General features: G+C 34.1%; 17 protein-coding genes. 12 read left to right on the top strand and 5 right to left on the bottom strand.

Annotated features, from left to right (window positions below; genetic code table 11):
• Window positions 1-18: 18 nt before the first annotated feature.
• From topA to FQU23_RS01195, 7 genes are all read left to right on the top strand, one after another.
• Window positions 19-2,550 (top strand): type I DNA topoisomerase, encoded by a 2,532-nt coding sequence (gene topA / locus FQU23_RS01225; protein WP_147672244.1) that lies wholly within the window; start codon window positions 19-21, stop codon window positions 2,548-2,550.
• A gap of 1 nt (window position 2,551) precedes the next feature.
• Window positions 2,552-3,703: a formimidoylglutamase gene (locus FQU23_RS01220; RefSeq protein WP_147672243.1), complete on the top strand. Its 1,152-nt coding sequence runs from the start codon at window positions 2,552-2,554 to the stop codon at window positions 3,701-3,703.
• 130 nt (window positions 3,704-3,833) lie between these two features.
• Window positions 3,834-5,246 carry a gliding motility lipoprotein GldK gene (gene gldK, locus FQU23_RS01215; protein WP_147672242.1) on the top strand — a complete coding sequence of 471 codons (1,413 nt, stop codon included), beginning with the start codon at window positions 3,834-3,836 and terminating at the stop codon, window positions 5,244-5,246.
• A gap of 28 nt (window positions 5,247-5,274) precedes the next feature.
• Window positions 5,275-5,922, top strand: coding sequence for a gliding motility protein GldL (gene gldL / locus FQU23_RS01210; protein ID WP_132108376.1), 648 nt, complete (start codon window positions 5,275-5,277; stop codon window positions 5,920-5,922).
• A 46-nt stretch (window positions 5,923-5,968) separates the two neighbouring features.
• Complete coding sequence (gene gldM / locus FQU23_RS01205) at window positions 5,969-7,507, top strand: gliding motility protein GldM (RefSeq protein WP_147672241.1); 1,539 nt, start codon at window positions 5,969-5,971, stop codon at window positions 7,505-7,507.
• 50 nt (window positions 7,508-7,557) lie between these two features.
• The gene (gldN, locus tag FQU23_RS01200) at window positions 7,558-8,448 is read left to right on the top strand and encodes a gliding motility protein GldN (protein WP_147672918.1); all 891 of its coding nucleotides are present in this window, start codon (window positions 7,558-7,560) and stop codon (window positions 8,446-8,448) included.
• A gap of 129 nt (window positions 8,449-8,577) precedes the next feature.
• Window positions 8,578-9,630, top strand: a complete 1,053-nt coding sequence (locus FQU23_RS01195) for an NAD(P)/FAD-dependent oxidoreductase (RefSeq protein ID WP_147672240.1) — start codon at window positions 8,578-8,580, stop codon at window positions 9,628-9,630.
• A gap of 5 nt (window positions 9,631-9,635) precedes the next feature.
• Here the strand turns inward: FQU23_RS01195 and FQU23_RS01190 are convergent, their stop codons facing one another.
• Complete coding sequence (locus tag FQU23_RS01190; RefSeq protein ID WP_147672239.1) at window positions 9,636-10,016, bottom strand: DUF983 domain-containing protein; 381 nt, start codon at window positions 10,014-10,016, stop codon at window positions 9,636-9,638.
• A gap of 74 nt (window positions 10,017-10,090) precedes the next feature.
• Between FQU23_RS01190 and FQU23_RS01185 the strand changes: the two genes are divergently transcribed.
• Window positions 10,091-11,998, top strand: coding sequence for an ABC-F family ATP-binding cassette domain-containing protein (locus FQU23_RS01185; RefSeq protein WP_132108368.1), 1,908 nt, complete (start codon window positions 10,091-10,093; stop codon window positions 11,996-11,998).
• A gap of 193 nt (window positions 11,999-12,191) precedes the next feature.
• Here the strand turns inward: FQU23_RS01185 and FQU23_RS01180 are convergent, their stop codons facing one another.
• Window positions 12,192-13,160, bottom strand: coding sequence for an App1 family protein (locus FQU23_RS01180; protein ID WP_147672238.1), 969 nt, complete (start codon window positions 13,158-13,160; stop codon window positions 12,192-12,194).
• A gap of 65 nt (window positions 13,161-13,225) precedes the next feature.
• Between FQU23_RS01180 and FQU23_RS01175 the strand changes: the two genes are divergently transcribed.
• The gene (locus tag FQU23_RS01175) at window positions 13,226-14,095 is read left to right on the top strand and encodes a diacylglycerol/lipid kinase family protein (protein WP_147672237.1); all 870 of its coding nucleotides are present in this window, start codon (window positions 13,226-13,228) and stop codon (window positions 14,093-14,095) included.
• A gap of 9 nt (window positions 14,096-14,104) precedes the next feature.
• On the opposite strand, the gene FQU23_RS01170 is transcribed toward FQU23_RS01175, so the two are convergent.
• Window positions 14,105-15,253: a peptidogalycan biosysnthesis protein gene (locus FQU23_RS01170; RefSeq protein WP_147672236.1), complete on the bottom strand. Its 1,149-nt coding sequence runs from the start codon at window positions 15,251-15,253 to the stop codon at window positions 14,105-14,107.
• Window positions 15,254-15,349: 96 nt separating this feature from the next.
• Here FQU23_RS01170 and FQU23_RS01165 point away from each other — a divergent pair, with 96 nt between their 5' ends.
• Window positions 15,350-15,625 carry a 4a-hydroxytetrahydrobiopterin dehydratase gene (locus FQU23_RS01165; RefSeq protein ID WP_147672235.1) on the top strand — a complete coding sequence of 92 codons (276 nt, stop codon included), beginning with the start codon at window positions 15,350-15,352 and terminating at the stop codon, window positions 15,623-15,625.
• 57 nt (window positions 15,626-15,682) lie between these two features.
• Here FQU23_RS01165 and FQU23_RS01160 read toward each other — a convergent pair whose 3' ends face one another.
• Window positions 15,683-16,165: a DUF1761 domain-containing protein gene (locus tag FQU23_RS01160; protein ID WP_147672234.1), complete on the bottom strand. Its 483-nt coding sequence runs from the start codon at window positions 16,163-16,165 to the stop codon at window positions 15,683-15,685.
• Between the two features lie 179 nt (window positions 16,166-16,344).
• Here FQU23_RS01160 and FQU23_RS01155 point away from each other — a divergent pair, with 179 nt between their 5' ends.
• A complete protein-coding gene (locus FQU23_RS01155) occupies window positions 16,345-17,199 on the top strand; it encodes a Two component regulator three Y domain protein (RefSeq protein ID WP_165425709.1) in 855 nt (284 codons plus the stop codon).
• Window positions 17,200-17,389: 190 nt separating this feature from the next.
• On the opposite strand, the gene mgrA is transcribed toward FQU23_RS01155, so the two are convergent.
• Entirely contained in the window at window positions 17,390-18,379 is a 990-nt protein-coding gene (gene mgrA, locus FQU23_RS01150; protein ID WP_147672233.1) for an L-glyceraldehyde 3-phosphate reductase, read from the bottom strand.
• Window positions 18,380-18,938: 559 nt separating this feature from the next.
• Here mgrA and FQU23_RS01145 point away from each other — a divergent pair.
• Window positions 18,939-19,253 carry a hypothetical protein gene (locus FQU23_RS01145; protein WP_147672232.1) on the top strand — a complete coding sequence of 105 codons (315 nt, stop codon included), beginning with the start codon at window positions 18,939-18,941 and terminating at the stop codon, window positions 19,251-19,253.
• Window positions 19,254-19,509 lie beyond the last annotated feature (256 nt).

Genomic DNA, 19,509 nt, shown 5'->3' with positions numbered 1-19,509 from the left:
TTGCAGAAAAATAGAGCAATGGCAAAGAATTTAGTTATAGTTGAGTCCCCTGCAAAGGCGAAAACAATCGAGAAATTTTTAGGTAGTGATTTTCAAGTGGAGTCAAGTTACGGGCATATTGCCGACTTGCCTTCCAAAGAAATAGGAGTAGATGTAGAGAACGGATTTAAACCTAAATATGAAGTTTCATCGGATAAGAAAGCCTTAGTTACCAAGTTGAAAGGATTAGCTAAAAAAGCCGAAATGGTTTGGTTAGCAAGTGATGAGGATCGCGAGGGTGAGGCTATTTCTTGGCATCTTGCCGAAGAATTAAAATTAGATAAAGCGAAAACAAAACGAATTGTATTTCACGAAATTACCAAAACTGCAATTCTAAAAGCAATTGATAATCCGCGTGAAATTGATTATAATTTAGTAAACGCACAACAGGCGCGTCGCGTTTTAGACCGTTTAGTGGGTTATGAATTGTCTCCTGTTTTATGGAGAAAAATTAAGGGCGGACTTTCAGCCGGTCGTGTGCAATCTGTTTCTGTTCGCTTAATTGTGGAGCGTGAGAGAGATATTCAAAATTTTAATGCAGTAGCCAGTTATTCAATTGTTGCTGAGTTTACCAATGAGTCAGGAAAATCATTCAAAGCAAAACTTCCTAAGAATTTCAATACAAAAAAAGAAGCCGAAGATTTTTTAAATAAAAATATAGGTTCTACTTATAAAGTTTCTGATTTAGAAACAAAACCAACAAAAAAGTCACCTACAGGACCTTTTACTACTTCGACTTTACAGCAAGAAGCAGCAAGGAAATTGTATTTGCCTGTGGGGATTACAATGCAATTAGCACAACGTTTATATGAGGCCGGACTTATTACTTATATGAGAACGGATAGTGTGAATCTTTCTAAGGACGCTATGGATGCTGCTCAAGCTGAAATCATTAAATCTTACGGAAAGGAATTTTCTTTTCCTCGAACTTTTACTAACAAAAGTAAAGGGGCACAGGAGGCGCATGAGGCGATTCGACCTACAGATATGTCGCGTCATACCGTAAATATCGATAGAGATCAAGCGCGTTTATATGATTTGATCTGGAAAAGAACTTTGGCTTCACAGATGAGTGATGCAAAGCTGGAAAGAACAAACGTAAAAATTGAAGCTAATAATCATAAAGAGGTTTTTACAGCTTCTGGTGAGGTTTTACTTTTTGAAGGTTTCTTGAAAGTGTACTTAGAAGGTCATGATGACGATGAGGAAGAGCAAGAAGGAATGTTGCCTGCGATGAAAGTCAATGAAAAATTGCAGAACAATTACATTACCGCAACAGAGCGTTACTCAAGAGCTCCGGCTCGTTATACTGAAGCTTCTTTGGTAAAGAAACTGGAAGAATTAGGAATTGGTCGTCCATCTACTTATGCTCCTACTATTTCGACAATTATCAACAGAAATTATGTTGAGAAAGGAAATCTTGACGGTCAAGAGCGCAATTACACGCAGCTTACATTGCAGTCTAATAAAGTAGGGGAGAAGTTACTTAAAGAAAATACAGGTTCTGATAAAGGAAAATTAGTTCCAACAGATATAGGAACCATCGTTACTGATTTCTTGGTTAAGAATTTTGGAAATATCTTAGATTATAATTTTACTGCCAAAGTAGAACAGGATTTTGATGAGATTGCCGAAGGAAATGTGAACTGGACAGAGATGATGCAGGAATTCTATGATAAATTTCATCCAACAGTTAAAGATGTTGAAGCTAATGCTGAGAGAGAAAGTGGAGAAAGAATTCTAGGAAAAGATCCAGTGAGTGGAAAACAAGTCTCTGTTCGTTTAGGGAAATTTGGTCCTATGGCGCAAATTGGAGAAGCAGATGATGAAGAGAAAAAATTCGCCAGTTTATTAACGGAGCAAAATATTGGAAACATCACTTTAGAAGAAGCTTTAAACTTGTTTTTACTTCCTAAAAATCTAGGACAATATAAAGATGAAGAAGTTGAGGTGAGTAATGGTCGTTATGGTCCATACATTCGTCATGGCGCTGCTTTTGTATCGTTACCAAAAGGGGAGAATCCATTAGATGTAGATTTTAATAGAGCTAAAGAATTAATTGATGAGAAAGCAATTGCTGATGCACCGATTGCTCAATATAAGGGTGAAGGTGTTCAGAAAGGTGTTGGTCGTTTTGGTCCTTTCATCAAATGGAACGGTTTGTTTATTAATGTGAGTAAGAAATACGATTATGATAATTTATCACAATTAGATATTGAAGCATTGATAGAAGATAAGTTACAGAAAAACATAGATAAAGTTTTACATAACTGGGAAGAAGAAGGAATTCTTGTCGAAAAAGCACGTTGGGGGCGCTCTGTTATAACCAAAGGAAAGATCAAAATTGAACTTCCTAAAGAAGTTGATGCCACAAAACTGACATTGGCAGAAGTTCAAGAAATGATAGCTAAGAAGACACCTGCTAAAAAAGCGGCTGCCAAAAAAGCGCCAGCTAAGAAAGCAGCAGTTAAAAAACCAGCGGCGAAAAAACCTGTAGCAAAAAAGAAATAAAATGGAATTCGATTTTTTAAAGCCTAACGATACTGAAATTCTTGAATTGGTTCAAGGACTGACTTCTCAGCAATTGGGAAGTAAAATTGTATTTCATACTAAAGACCAGTTTCCAGATTTAAACAAGATAAATATCGCTGTAATTGGAGTTCTCGATAATCGCGGAAGTGGTAGAGAAAGTGAAACAGTAGATTTATATCCAATTCGTAAAGAATTATACACGATGTTTCCTGGGAATTGGGATGCCTCAATCGCCGACTTAGGAGATATTTTGCCAGGAGATTCTATAGAGGATACTTATTTTGCTTTGCGAAAAGTAGTTTCTAATTTAACTAAGAAAAAAATTATACCTATAGTTATCGGTGGTTCTCAAGATTTGACCTTTGCGCTATACCGTGCATTTGACGAGCTGGAGCAAATGGTAAATTTAGTTTCAATTGATAGTAAGTTCGATTTTGGTAAAGAAAATGATGAGGTATCCGCCTCTTCTTACTTGACTAAAATAATAATAGACGAGCCAAATAATCTGTTTAACTATTGTAATATCGGATATCAGACTTATTATAATTCACAAGAAGAGATCGATTTAATCGAAAAGTTGTTTTTTGATGGCTACCGTTTAGGAGAGATTTCTAACAACATTGCCTTAGCTGAGCCTGTCTTTAGAGATGCAGACGTCGTAAGTCTTGATTTGAATTCGGTAAAATCATCAGATTCCGGTAATTTTAGTCCGTTTGCGCCAAATGGTTTTAACGGAAAAGAAATATGCTCTTTGTCACGATACGCTGGAATAAGTGATAAAGTATCTATTTTTGGTATCTTTAACCATAATAATTCAGCTCAAGAAGCTGTTTTGATTGCGCAGATAATTTGGTATTTTATAGAAGGATTTCATTATCGATCGAATGAATATCCTTTTGGAAGTCGGGAAAATTATATAAAATATAGTGTTCCTCTGGAAGAAGAAACGCTTGTTTTTCATAAAAGTGATAAAACGGACAGATGGTGGATTGAGATACCATTTATTTCAAATGGAAGTAATAAATTAAAAAGAAATACGTTATTACCTTGTTCTTATGATGAATATCTAGGCGCATGCAATCAGGAATTACCAGAGAGATGGTGGAAAGCACAACGTAAAAACAGCATTTAAAACCATTGTTTTTTATACAACTAAATTAATTTTCAAAAAAACAATCTTTGGATTAAAAATATTGTTTTTTTGGAAATTAATAAATAGGTTTACAAACGTTAAAATTAATGAATATATAACCCGCATTTATATGAAGAAGTTCATTGCATTTATGGCAATATTAGCGCTGTTAGTCGGTTGTGGTAAATCAGGCGACAAAGGGGAATTGGTCGGAGTTAAGGGAGGTAAATGGCATCCTGAGAAGCCTTATGGTATGACTTTGGTGCCTGGTGGCGCTTTTACTATGGGTAAATCTGATGAAGATGTAGCTGCAGTTCAAGATGCTACAACAAAGACCGTAACCGTTAGGTCATTCTATATGGATGAAACTGAAATCACAAATTCTGAATACCGTCAATTCGTGGAATGGGTAAAAGACTCTACAATGCGAGTGCGATTAGCTATTCTTGCAGACATGAGTGGTATAACGGCTGGAGATGCAAAAGGTAAAGGAAAAAATGCAGGTAGTATAGGAGATTTTGCTTTCAATGATTCAGATCCTGAAAAAATGACTGCTTACGATAAATACATGTATGATAACTATTATAGTATTGGTACAGATGACGATCCTTATGCTGGAAGAAGACTTAATAAAAAAGTAAAATTAATTACTGACCCTAAATTATATCCAGATGAGTATTATGTAGAGGTAATGGACTCTATGTATTTACCAATAGAGGCGTCTTATAATGGTTTAAGAACTATCGATGTTGATAAATTAAAATTTCGTTATTCTTGGATGGATATTCAAGCTGCTGCAAAGGCTAAAGTAGGGAAAAGAAAAGATTTTATAAAAACGGAAGAAGTAAAAGTGTATCCTGATACTACAGTATGGATTAAAGATTTTGCCTATTCTTATAATGAACCAATGCACAATGATTATTTCTGGCATAAAGCTTACGGCGATTACCCAGTAGTTGGTGTGAAATGGACTCAAGCAAAAGCTTTTTGTGCTTGGAGAACTCTAAATAAAAATAGTTATATCAAATCAAAGAAGAAAGGTCGTGATCAAATTAATTCATTTAGATTGCCAACAGAAGCAGAATGGGAATATTCTGCAAGAGGAGGTTTAGAGTCAGCAACATATCCATGGGGTGGGCCTTATACTAAAAATGATAGAGGTTGTTTTCTGGCAAACTTTAAACCGAATAGAGGTGATTATGCCGCTGATGAAGCACTGTATACAGTAGAAGCTAAATCATATGAGCCAAATGGTTATAATCTATATAATATGGCAGGAAATGTTTCTGAGTGGACAGATTCTTCATATGACCCTAATGCTTATGAATATGTTTCCTCAATGAATCCAAATGTATTAGATGCGTCTAATAAACGTAAGGTAGTTCGTGGTGGATCATGGAAAGACGTTGCTTATTTCCTACAAGTAAGCACAAGAGATTTCGAATATGCTGATTCTGCTCGCAGTTTTATCGGTTTTAGAACTGTTCAGGATTACATGGGATTGCAAACAACCGGAAACGGAAAGAAAGTTAAAAACAGATAAAAAACAACCTCCTTAAATCAAAAAAATTATGGCATTATTAAGTAAAAAAGCAATGAATTTCGCATATGGAATGGGTGCAGCAGTTGTAATCATAGGTGCTTTATTTAAAATCACACATTTTGAACTTGGACCTTTAACAGGTACTTTGATGCTTTCGATCGGACTGTTAACTGAAGCCTTAATTTTTGCATTATCTGCATTTGAGCCTGTGGATAAAGATTTAGATTGGACATTGGTATATCCTGAGTTGTCTAATGGTGTCAAAGGAGAAACTAAAAAAAGAGTGGAAACTCCTTCAGATTCGCAAGGGATGTTATCCCAAAAGTTAGATGCGATGCTTAAAGAAGCTAAAATTGATGGAGAATTAATGTCAAGTTTAGGAAGTAGTATCAAAAATTTTGAATCAGCTGCAAAAAGTATTGCTCCAACAGCTGAATCTATGGCTTCTACTAAAAAATACAGTGAAGAGTTAACTGTGGCTGCAGCGCAAATGGAATCGTTAAATAGTTTGTATAAAGTGCAATTGCAAAGTGCTTCTAGAAATGCTCAAATTAATGAAGAAGTTCTTGAAAACAATATGAAGTTAAAAGAACAAATGCAATCGCTGACAACAAACTTATCATCATTAAACAATGTTTATGGTGGAATGCTTTCTGCAATGGGAAATAAAGGATAATTAGTTTCGAACTATACAAATAACAACTAACTAATTAGTAGAAAATATGGCAGGAGGAAAACTAACCCCTAGACAGAAGATGATTAACCTAATGTATTTGGTTTTTATCGCTATGTTGGCAATGAATGTATCAAAGGAAGTTATTTCAGGTTTTGGATTGATGAATGAAAAATTTGAAGCCTCAAATGAAAGTTCTAAACTATCTAACGACCAATTATTAACTGCGTTAGATGCCAAGGCAGCTGAAGCAAAAGGAGAATTCATAATAGCAGCCGAAACTGCTCATAAAGTAAAATCAATAACCGATAATTTCTTTAATTATATAGCAGACTTAAAATTACAAGCGACTAAAGGTTTTGAAGTAGACCCAGAAACTGGAAAGTTACCCTATGAAGACATGGACAAAGGGGATAATATAGATGACTGGTTTGTAGGTGAAGGCTATTCGAAAAAAGGAAAAGAAATTGAAGCTGCAATAAATAAGTATAAGGCAGATATGAAGACTGCTTTAGGTACGGATCGAAAATATGCTTCTATAATTAAAGAAGTTGAGAGTAAATTTGATATTTCTGACGTGAAGAATAAAGAAGGGTTACAAGATAAATTCTTATCATATCATTTTAAAAACTTCCCTGCTATTGCTACTGTAGCTAAGCTTTCAACTTGGCAAAATGATATTAATAAAGCGGAATCTGATGTATATAGTTCTGCTCTAGGAAAAGCGGCGGTTGCTGCGGCTTCTTACAGTAATTATCAAGCAATCGTGGTGTTGGATAAAAATGCTTATTTTCAAGGAGAAGCTGTTACTGGTAAAGTGGTTCTTGGTAGATATGATGATAATACAAAACCAACATCTTTTTCTGGTCCAGGAAAAATTGTTAATGGACAAGCGGTGATTTCGATGACTGCTGGAGGTGTAGGAGAGCAAAAAATTGCTGGACAGTTTGCTTTTCTTGAAGACGGTAAAACGGTTCCTTTAAAATTTGAAGGTAAATATGTGGTTGTACCAAGACCTAATTCAGCTACAATATCTGCAGATAAAATGAACGTAGTGTACAGAGGAGTTGTAAATCCAATGTCGATTTCATTTGCAGGAATTGCTGATAGTGATGTTTCTGCATCTGCTCCTGGTTTAACTAAAGTAGGTAATGGAAAATACAACATGAGTCCAGGTAGTGGAAATGAAGTTGTAATTAGCGTAACAGGTAAAATGTCTGATGGGAAAGTTGCAACAGATAGAAAAGCATATAGAATTAAAGGTATTCCTAGTCCAACTGGAACTATTAGAGGAGAAACGGGAGTTGTAAAAGGTCCTAAATCGAACTTAGAAATTGCTACCATTGGAGCTAAACTAGAAGATTTTGACTTTGAAGTTGGTTTAAACGTTGTTGGTTTTAATTTAAAAGTATCAGGTCAAGGAACTGTGGTAGTGCAAGGTGATAAATTGAATGCACAATGTAAGGCTGTGCTTGCTAAAGCAGGTAGAGGTGACCAAGTTACAATTTCAGAAATTAAAACAAAACTTGTTGGAGCGGGTAGTTATTTATTGCCAAGAACGTCTGCGGTTATTTTTGAAATACAATAAAACGTAAGTTGCCGGAGAGAGGTTACTTCAATATTTATAATCATATTATGATGAATGTTAGAAATTTTTTAATAGTTGTTATATCCATTACTGGAGGTTTTGCATCATATGCACAATCTAATTTGCTAAATGCAAAAACACCAGATGAGATAGGTCTTAAAACTGCGGCACAACTCATATCAGACAATGATAGACCATTGGCTTATGGTTATGTACATGATAGAGATATTTTGATGGGTAAAACCGTTTGGGAGATAATAGATTTGAGTGAAAAAATTAATTTCGCTCTGTATTTTCCAATCGATACTGCTAACATTGGCTCTGATAGACGTTCCTTGTATGACGTATTGACAAAGGCTGTAAGAAGCGGTGAAATTACTGAAGTTTATACAGACAGTTATTTTAATACTAAAAAATCATTTCAAGATATTCAATCGTCATTGAGTCGTATTGATACAACGGATGTAGGTAGAGAGCAAGTAAATGCAGGTTCAAGTGTGTCTCCGGAATATATTTTAAGATCTGATATTACGGCACAAGACGTTACGCAGTATAAAATAAAAGGATACTGGTATTTTGACAAACGTCAAAGTGAATTAAAATACCGTTTGTTAGGTATTTGTCCAGTAACTCCTGATGTTTATTCTATGAACAGTGATGAGAAAGATTATATCGAATTATTCTGGATTTTCTTCCCTGCTGCTAGGGAGGTTTTACATGAAGCAAAAGCTTTTAATGATAAGAATTCAGCAATGCCAATTTCTTTTGACCAAATATTGAACTCTAGACGTTTTAATAGCGTAATCTATAAAGAAGAAAATGTTTACGGTGATAGGTCTATTGATGAATACATGAAAGACAATGCACAGAATCAATTGTTAGAATCTGATCGTGTGAAAGAAAAAATACGTGATTTTGAATCAGATATGTGGAATTATTAATTTCATGTCTTAATATAATAGGAGAAACTCTTATCGGAAGCGATAAGAGTTTTTTTTATGTCAGTTTCGTAAAGTGTGTTCTTTAATTGTTCTTTCTTTGTATTTTATTTTAACGGTTACTTTTATAGTATGATTGATTATTTAATAATAGGTTCTGGGCTCGCAGGTATTGGATTTTCTGAAATAGCTTTACAGAATAATAAGAGTATTTTGTTAATGGATAATAATTCACAAAACTCTTCGAAGATTGCTGGAGGTTTATACAATCCTGTTATTCTTAAACGTTTCAGTGAAGTATGGCAGGCACAAGAGCAGTTAGTGGTAATGAAGGAGTTTTACAGGACGCTTGAAGATAAACTGAAGACGCAGGTGGATTTTAAAAAGCCAATTTTAAGGAAGTTCTTTTCTATCGAAGAACAAAATAATTGGTTTGCAGCCTCAGATAAAGTTGCATTGGCGCCATTTTTATCTACCGATTTAATAACAAAAAAATATTCCGGAATTGATTCGCCCTATAATTATGGTGAAGTATTACAGACGGGATATGTTGATACAGCTGTCCTTTTAGAAAGATATAGAGATTATCTTTTTAGGAATAATTTATTTCTTGAAGAGTCCTTTGATTATGACTTGTTGGAGGCTATACCAGGAGGTATTCGATATAAAGAAGTCGAAGCTAGACATATTATTTTTGCAGAAGGATTTGGGCTGCATGCTAACCCGTATTTTAATCATTTACCTCTTGACGGTACAAAAGGGGAGTTGTTTATCATAAAAGCTCCTGAGCTTGATCTCGATGTTATTGTGAACACTAGCGTCTTTATTTTGCCATTGGGAGACAATCTCTTCAAAGTGGGTGCGACTTACAACTGGAAAGATAAAACGGACTTGGTTACAGAAGAAGGGAAACAGGAGTTAATTGATCGAATTAAGGAAATTATTAGCTGTGATTTTGAAATAATCAAACACTTTGCCGGAGTTCGTCCAACAGTAAAAGACAGAAGGCCCTTAGTAGGAACTCATTCCGAGTACGCTGCAATTCACATCCTCAACGGTTTAGGGACAAGAGGAGTGATTTTAGGCCCTTCAATGGCTAAGGCTTTGTATGATTCTTTAGAAAATAATATCCCTTTGGATTCCACAATCGACATCAAAAGATTTATTCCTAAATCGCAGCGATAATCGAGTTATTGTTTAAAATCAGGATCATAAGAGACAAACATATTAATATAGATGTTTCGTGCCCATCGCAATACAAACGGAAATAATAGAATAAGGGAGACTATTATCGAAATAAAAGCCACTTTTAGAGAGGAATGTAATAGAACATACGAGATTATAAAAGCAGCTGTCCCAACAGCAACATTTAGTCCATAACTTACATACATTGCGCCATAAAAGAACGAAGGTTCAATTTGGTATTTCAATCCGCAATGACTGCAATTTTCGTGCATTTTTAAAATATTACCTAAATGAAGTGGATTTGGGTCCGAATACATGCTCTCTTTCTGACATTTCGGACAAGTTCCTGTTAAAATGCTATATAATTTGGATCCTTTTTTTAACATTTGCAAAAAATTTAATTTTTCCTTTTTTTGGAGTCGTAAATTTACGAATTCGTAAAGGAATAAAATCATAATACATGCTTAATATACATAATTTATCTGTGTCGTTTGGAGGTTCTTATTTATTTGAAGAAGTTACCTTTCGATTAGGTGCCGGAGATCGTGTTGGTCTTGTTGGAAAAAATGGTGCAGGTAAATCGACAATGCTAAAAATTTTAGCAAAAGATTTTGCTCCTGATTCAGGAAGTATCGCGCAGGAAAAAGAAGTGAGAATGGGTTTTTTGCGTCAGGATATTGATTTTGAGCAAGGAAGAACGGTACTTGAAGAGGCTTATGAAGCATTTACAGATATTAAAGTTGTTGAGAAAAAACTAGAGGAAATCAATCATTTATTAGTCACTCGTACCGATTATGAAAGTGATGAGTACAGCCAAATTATTGAAGATTTATCTGATTATACCCATCGTTTTGAATTATTGGGTGGTTATAACTATGTTGGAGATACAGAAAAAATCCTTTTAGGACTTGGTTTTAAAAGAGATGTTTTCAACAATCAAACCGAGACTTTCTCTGGTGGATGGCGTATGCGTATTGAATTAGCGAAGTTGTTATTGCAAGCTAATGATGTTCTGTTGCTGGATGAGCCTACGAATCACTTGGATATCGAGAGTATCATTTGGTTAGAAAGTTTCTTGCGTAATTATCCAGGGGTTGTGGTAATCGTATCTCACGATAAGATGTTTTTAGATAATGTAACTAATAGAACCATTGAGATTTCACTTGGAAAAGCTTATGATTTCAATAAGCCTTATTCTCAATATCTAGAATTGCGTCATGAAATACGAGAAAAGCAGTTGGCTACGCAAAAAAATCAAGCCAAAAAAATAGAAGAAACAGAAAAATTAATCGAAAAATTCCGTGCTAAGGCTTCCAAAGCTTCCATGGCACAATCGATGATTAAAAAATTAGATAAAGTAGAACGTATTGAGGTTGATGAAGATGATAATTCAGTGATGAATATTTCGTTTCCACTTTCTAAAGTTCCAGGAAGAGTTGTTATAGAAGCAGATCATGTTACTAAAAGCTACGGTGATAAAACGATTTTAAAAGACATTTCATTGTTGGTAGAACGTGGGAGCAAGATTGCATTTGTTGGTCAAAATGGTCAAGGAAAATCTACTTTCATTAAAGCGATCGTCAATGAATTTGAATATGAAGGAGATATAAAGTTAGGACACAATGTGCAAGTAGGTTATTTTGCGCAAAATCAAGCGGAATATCTAGACGGAGAGATTACTTTATTGCAAACCATGGAAGATGCAGCTTCAGATACTAATCGTTCAAAAGTGCGCGATATGCTGGGGTCATTCTTGTTTCGTGGCGACGATGTTGAGAAAAAGGTAAAAGTACTTTCAGGAGGAGAAAGAAACCGTCTGGCACTTTGTAAATTGCTTTTGCAGCCTATAAATGTGTTGGTAATGGATGAGCCTACAAATCACTTAGATATTAAATCTAAGAACGTTTTGAAAGCTGCCTTACAAAAATATGAGGGAACTTTACTTCTAGTTTCGCACGATAGAGATTTCCTTCAAGGAATGTCAAACATCGTTTATGAGTTTAGAGATCAAAAAATAAAAGAATATTTAGGAGATGTGAACTACTTCTTAGAGCAACGTAATTTAGAAAATATGCGTGAGGTCGAGAAGAAAGATGCACTTAAAGCGGCAGCTCCAAAAGACAGTAATAAAGCTTCATATGAGGAGCAAAAGAAGGGAAAAGCATTACAGAATCGCTTGAGCAAGATTGAAAGTCAAATTAAGCAATTAGAAAAAGACATTCAGCATGATGATAAAATGTTAGCTTCAAATTACAATAAAAATATCGAAGATGCCTCTTTCTTTAAAGCTTACAATAAAAAGAAGGCAGAGCTTGATAAATTACTTTTGGACTGGGAAATCGTTCAAGAAGAAATTGATAAAGCATAAGTAATGGATAGTAATAGTTAGGAGCTATTTCCAGCTGTTCACTTCATCCTTTCTAGTCTCGTTTATTTTTTTCTAAATCCTAAAAGGAGCTTCCCCTGGTCGCTCTTTTAGTCTAAGAAAAAATATAACGAGGCTGTAAAAGGATTTCATTGCCATCTGGGCTACTGAATCCTTGCATGAAATAATCTTTCCTTTACGAAATTAGACCAGCCTTCTTAGAGTGAGAAATCGCTTGTGCACTATTTTTAAAATAACAAACCGCAACCTCTAATGTCTCCAGATTTTGCAACACCTTAATAACTTTTGCTTTTTTATATTTCCCGGTTTGTCTTATGTAAACCGCTTTTACGGTCAATGGAAAAATCTTGCTAATGGCCTCATATAGAAAAGGATCATGCTGAGAATCGTCTCCTATTAAGACGTATTTTAGACTTGGGTAAAATTCTAAAATATGTTTGATTTTTTCAAATTTGTGATTGTGGCCGCCTCTTCCTGTCCATAAAAAATTTGTCAAACTGGTTTTGATGTCCTTTAACAGCAAGACAGCTTTAGGTAATTTGTGGATTTCGGTAAAAAGTACTAAAAAACGATACAAATTCCACTCACTGCTCGAAACATAGAAAAAAGCATTACGCTCTCCTGAATTAGTTCTTCCGGCCGAACTTAATGCCTGAAAATGTGGAACAACATCTTCAAAAACTTTTCTAGAGTGGACATTTCGAAATAAAAGATGGTATAATTTTTTAAATGGATTAAGAGTGTAAGAAACTAAAAAAGTGTCGTCAATATCAGATATGATTCCTAAGTTCCCGGCGCTCGGTCTGATATAGCTTTCTTTACTTACTATCGTTTCATTTTTATAAATAATACTAACTTCATAATCGACCCAACCAAAATTATTATTTTGTTCTAAAGGAATGCAAAATTTAAAATAACCGTCATTTAAAGTTTTTGTATGTATTCGGATGTCGTTGTGTTTTAAGTAAACGTCAGCATTTGCTTGTGTTTTAATGCGAAACATACTAATTACTGATTTTGCATTTTTTAAATTTTTAGAAAGAAAATCGTAATCCTTTTTTGTAGTAGGTTTAAAAACATGTCCCATGACAATTAGTTCTTGCTCATTTGCATATCCGCGATATAATTTTAGAATCGGTCTCATTTTCTTTACTACTTTTGAAGTATCTTGAAAATTAAATATTTTAAATCAATAAAAGAAATAAATCCTTGAAAAAGAATATCATATTAGTTGTAAACCCTGTTGCTGGCGGGATGGACAAATCAGAAATTATTGAAGCAACTTCACTTTTCGCTGATCAAGAGGGGCTAAATTTTGTGCAATATGTTACTTCGGGTAATGATGATATTATAAAAATCAAAGCTTTGTATGATAAGTACAAGCCAGAAAGAGTAATCATAGCCGGTGGTGATGGAACTATTAAATTTGTAGCTGAAGCATTAGAAAATGAAGATGTTATTTTCGGAATAATACCAGCTGGTTCTGCTAATGGCTTGGCAACCGACTTGAATATTCCTAAAAAACTGGAAGAAAACCTAGCCATTGCTTTTCGTAATTCTTTTATGGAAATGGATGTAATTCTCATAAACGGGATGGTAAGTTTGCATCTCAGTGATCTGGGGTTAAACGCTGAACTCATAAAAAATTATGAGAATAGCACCATACGTGGTAAGTTAGGTTATGCTCTACAAGTTTTTAGCACCTTGGCTGAGAAAGAAGAAGCGTTTACCGCTACAATTGTCGCTAATGATCAAATTATTGAACGCGATGCGCAAATGATTGTGATTGCAAATTCTAAAAAATACGGGACAGGCGTGGTTATTAATCCGGAGGGTTCCATGAATGATGGAAAATTTGAGTTGGTAGTCTTAAGAAATTTTGACTTAAGTATTTTTGCTCAAATTATAACCGGTAATTTACCCATAGAATCCGGAGATATAGAGATTATATCCACTGATGTAGCGAATATTAAATTGCATTCGCCGGTAAGTTTTCAAATTGATGGAGAATATTTTGGTAGGGAAACAGAACTAAATGTGGCAATTTCTCCTAATAAGTTCAAAGTCGCTATTCCATAAAACTCTTTTCTATTTAAAAGGATTGCGTTCATTCCATTCCATTTTTGGTTCAAAGTAACTGAAAATTTTAGAGACAAATAGATTTATAACAGGATTGCTATGTTGTATCATGCCATACATTTCTAGCGGTTTTGCTCCCACAGAACTTTTGATTTCTAATGCTGTTCTGGCAAAAATAATGCGGCGATACCCTTTGTTAATTGAAAAGCCTATCATGTCATAGAGCATGTTCAGGTATAGCATTTTTTTCCGTTGAAAGACTTCGTCATAGCCTAGAAAATAGGTATCAATATCCTTTCCGTTTTTTATTAGGGTGTTGAATCCTATTAATTCTTCACCAACAAAGTAACCATAAAAAAGAAATTTGTCTTTTAATTTTGTTTTGAAAAGTTCGAAGTGATTTTCAGACAAATAAAAGGTGTTGAACGGTGCGTTTTTAGCCACATTCATGTACAATTGATATATTCTGGAATTGTATTTTGTGATTTCTTCGAGAGATAATTTTCTTTTCGAAATTCCTTCTGCTTTTTTTCGAGATCTTTTGTATTGATCCCGGTACTTTTTACTAATGTCTGCTATATAGTCGTCAAAGGTGTTCCAAGATTCTCTAATTTGGAAAACCATATTAGGCTGCGTTGTAAACTGGAAAAAGGAATTAAATTCTGGAATTTTAAAGTATTGAGCATCCTTTTCAGAAAAATCTTTAAAAATGGTAAGATGTATTTTTATTTTTTTTGCCTCGAATATATTCTTTAACTCTTGAGTTGCGTTTTTTAATAAAAGCAATCCTTTCGAAGATGGTAATTTAGAACAAAAAGAAAATCCGTTTTGTCCAGTTAACATATTGTTGCCAATTACTAGTACATTAGAACTAAAGTTTTTAAAAGCAAAGTTGCGAACTATAGTTTTCATGCAATTGTCCCTTTCTCCAAAAGAATTTACCCCACTCAAATTAATATACTGGGAAACGGCAATCCCAACTAACTCTTTATTAAGAAATATTCCGATAAAATGGCATTGCATATTTTTTGGAGCAGAAAGCTCCAATATCTCTAAATATTCACGGGAAAGAAATATGTTATTTGTTGCCAAAACATCCCAACTTGCAGGAATACTTTTGACGGAAGAATAAATTTGGAAAGAAAAAGTAGAACTCAATGGGTCAATAAATTAGTATTTGTCTAAATTAATATATAAAGTTAAATTGCAATGCAATTAGGTGAATTTTAACTAATTTTAATAAAAACGGCAATCATGAAAACATATAGTGAAGAAACGGCACAACCGATTTTAAAAGAATTAAAAGACTGGAAGTTTAAGAATAACGGCATTGAAAAGAAATTTATTTTCAAGAATTTTAGTGAGGCGCTTGGTTTTATAGTTCAAGTTGGAATTTTAGCTGAGAAAAACAATCATCATCCAGAACTTTTCAATGTCTATAACAAAGTTGATATCCGGTTGTCAACGCACGATGCAAGCGGCTTAACGGATAAGGATTTTGATTTAGCAAAAGCTATTGAAGTCTTATAAAAAAATCTCACCCTTTTATAAATAAAGTGACGAGATTGTATTTTAGAAAAGATAATTTTATTCCCAAGCACAAATTATTCCGCCCATTAATACAAAGCAGACGATCCAGAATCCGCCTGAAATTAAAGTATATTTCCAACTTCTTCTTTCGAATAATGCGTTGGTTCCAACAATTGGTAGCGCAAGAAACAAACCAGCCATAAAACCGTGAAGCATACCGTGTTTAAAAGTACGGAAGGCAGTACCGTAATCAGCCATGAAATTTGCGTACGATGGCTTTGCTAATGTTGGGTCACCACCAATCATGCCAAGTGCTCCCCATTGATGAATGACTAGAAATTGTAGAACAATAGCAATTAGAAAAGCATAAAATACTGCCATTCCAAAAATTACGGGCATATTACTCCCTTTCATTTTATCTTCGGTCATGCCAGATTCTTTCATCCAGATTGTTCCAAAAACTTTTGGGTGATACCAAACAAATCCGACCAGTAATGTTGATAAGGCGGCAGCTAAAAACGCTAAAAAATTGATTTCCATGAGGTTAGTTTTATAATTAACAAATCAAATGTAATATTTTTTTTATTAATGCTTTGAAGTTTTTATTGTAGGATTATTTGGCAGAAAAACTAAAAAACAGTGTAATTCGTCGATTATATTTGTCGATAATCAGTTTTGTGTGTACATTTAATCATTAGAACACCTGAAAATTTAAGATGATGAAAAATATATTTACTTTACTACTAACGGTTTTTGCTTCGGTATCAATGATGGCAGAAGTTTCAGTTTCAGATAAAAAAGTACTCTTAAAATTGTATGCTGCGACAAACGGTGAGAATTGGAATACGAAATGGAATTTATCTTCTCCTGTATCAACTTGGTACGGTATTTCTTTGGAAGGTAATAAAGTAGTTTCTATTAATTTGTCAGACAATAACCTTGTGGGAGAATTACCAAGTGAAATCGCAGATCTTAATGATTTAAGAGAATTAAATTTACATAAAAATGCAATATCAGGTACAATTCCAACTTCTTTAAAGAAATTAACAGAACTCGTAGTTTTAGATCTTTCTTTTAATAGATTAACGGGTACAATTCCTGCTTCAATAGGGGAGATGAATAATTTGATAACGCTTGAACTTTATATGAATAGACTTTCTGGAGAACTGCCTTCTCAAATTGGAAATTTGAAACACTTAGAAACTTTAGCTGTTTTTAACAATGAATTAGAAGGAGAAATACCAAGTACGCTATATGAAGTTGCGACCTTAAAAACTGTATTATTAAATAGTAATAAGTTTACAGGGAAATTAAGTCCTGCAATAGCAAATCTAAAACAGCTTGAAAACTTAAGTTTATTCGAAAATAACTTAGAAGGACAGGTTCCATTCGAACTAGAAAAGTTAAATAGTTTGAAAGAAATGAATATTTCTTACAACCATTTTAATGGTTTGATATCTAGAAAGTTAGCGATGTTAGATATGATGAATATGAAAATGATAAATGATAAAGGCGTCGCTGTTGTGTTAGGTATTAAAATGGACATCGAAAGACCTTTAGTTTCTGAAGACTAGAGTTATTTAATAAGGAATTTTTTGCTCTCAATTGGTTTGTAGATTTTTGATTAGTTTAGTGATTTTAAACCCATATTGCTCGCGCATCATGGGTTTTTTTATGCAAATAATAAAAGAACCTAGGGTGTAACTATTTTACACTGTAGGTCCATTTACAAATTAATATCGCTTTAGGATATTGGCTGTTGCATTATTTTAAAATAGCATCAATTCTCTCTAATTCTTCGTTGCTGAAATTGGTGTTTTCTAATGCTTTTATCGAATCTATTATTTGTTCTGGTTTACTAGATCCTATTAATACAGAAGTCACTCTGTTATCGCGTAAAATCCAAGCCAGTGCCATTTGTGCTAGTTTCTGACCTCTTTCTATTGCGATAGTGTTTAATGCTTTGATTTTCTCAAGTCTTTCAGGGGTAATATGATCTGCTTTTAGAAATTGTCCGCTTGTCGCTACTCTAGAATCTACTGGGATGCCGTTTAAATATTTGTCCGTCAATAACCCTTGTGCCAATGGAGAAAATGGAATGCAGCCCACTTTCTCTTTTCCTAATAAATCCAAAAGACCGTCTTCAATCCATCGTTCGAACATTGAATATTTGGGTTGATGGATCAAACAAGGTGTTCCCGTTTCTTTTAAGATTTTGAACGCTTTTTCTGCTTCGGCGGGTTGGTAATTTGAGAGGCCAACATACAATGCTTTTCCTTGTTGTACAATTAAATTTAAAGCAGCCATGGTTTCCTCCAAAGGTGTTTCTGGATCTGGTCTGTGATGGTAAAAGATGTCTACATATTCTAAATCCATTCTCTTTAAACTCTGGTCTAAGCTGGAAATTAAATATTTCTTTGATCCCCAATCACCATAAGGACCGTCCCACATGGTGTAGCCTGCCTTAGATGAAATAATCATTTCGTCTCTGTAGTTTTTAAAATCTAATTTTAAAATTCGACCTAGACATTCTTCTGCCGACCCTGGCGGTGGTCCATAGTTATTGGCTAGATCAAAATGTGTAATTCCGTTATCGAAAGCCGTTTTTATCAAATTACGGCTATTCTCAAAATCACTATTTTCTCCGAAGTTGTGCCAAAGTCCTAATGAAAAAGCAGAAAGCTTTAGTCCTGAGTTTCCGCATCGGCGATATTCCATAGAGTCATATCTATTTGCTGCTGGTTTGTATGTCATTTTTTATGAGTTTTACGAAATTGTAGCCTCAAGTATAAAACTTGGGTACAATTGTGGTGGAAAGTTAGGTTGCAATATAATAAAAAACGCTTCATATTTGAGCTATTACTTCGGGTAGAATTGGGAATAATTAGGCGTATAAAATATTTCTGTTGTTTAAGGAATTTGTTTTTAAGGTGTTGTAATTGGTGAAAGCTTGCTTATGAGCATCTTGTATTCTCCTTAATTCAAATTATAAAGTCAAAAAAAGTAGTCTTTAGAAAAAGGTGTTTAGATTTTTATAAATTGTGAACATAATAGTTTTATTGGATTATATCCAAAATTTCTTTTTTTAGTTAAATTTGATAGAATAGCTGTGTATCTAATAGGTCTCTAAATTAGTAAACAGAACATTATTACTGGTGGAGCAAACGGGATAGGAAAAGCAATTGATTATTCCAAATATCCTAGGTGGTTTTGGGATGGCGATACTTTTTATTGGGGTTTGGTTATACACTCTAGGAAATTTGCCGTCAGATGCTATGCTTGGAGCCCCTCAGTATTTATTATCGTTTGAACCATGATTGGTCCAGGAATGTGGAGTCTTATTTTTAATTATATCGTTGGCTTTTGGAATTTAGAAGCGTTTACTAATATGGCTGGAAAAATGGATTTCTCTTCCATATCACAACGAACTGCAATGGGGTATTACAAGACTATAAAACTTAATGCGCTAATGATTTCTACCAAGAGAATTTATGGAGTACTAGTGTTGATAGGTGGTGCTGTGTTGACCTATGTTTCTTTTCTAAATCTAGATGGTTTGGACAAACGTGGTGTAGTCATGTTGCGAAACGTCTTAAAAGACAATCGACAAGGGGTAGTATGTGCGTGAATTTGACGTTATGAAGAATGAAAAAATTAAGGGAGAAATAAAAGCTACGAGTGCCGCCGTTTTGTAGTGCGGATTATTGTCTTAAGACCGCTTTCGCGAAAGCGCAAATGGTTAAAGATTAAACTAGAGTTTTAATTGGTTGAGAGTATTTCTAAATCTAAAGAATTTATAATGTATTGAACTATTTAACCAGTTTTTTGATTATTATTATAGTGTTTTAATATGTGTATTTTAAATTTCAAAATAGGATGATAGT

It is taken from the genome of Flavobacterium sp. XN-5, assembly GCF_008033395.2.
Taxonomy (GTDB): Bacteria; Bacteroidota; Bacteroidia; order Flavobacteriales; family Flavobacteriaceae; genus Flavobacterium; species Flavobacterium hiemivividum.
The sequence above is the reverse complement of the archived record's forward strand: the minus strand, read 5'-3'. Positions and strand labels throughout refer to the sequence as shown.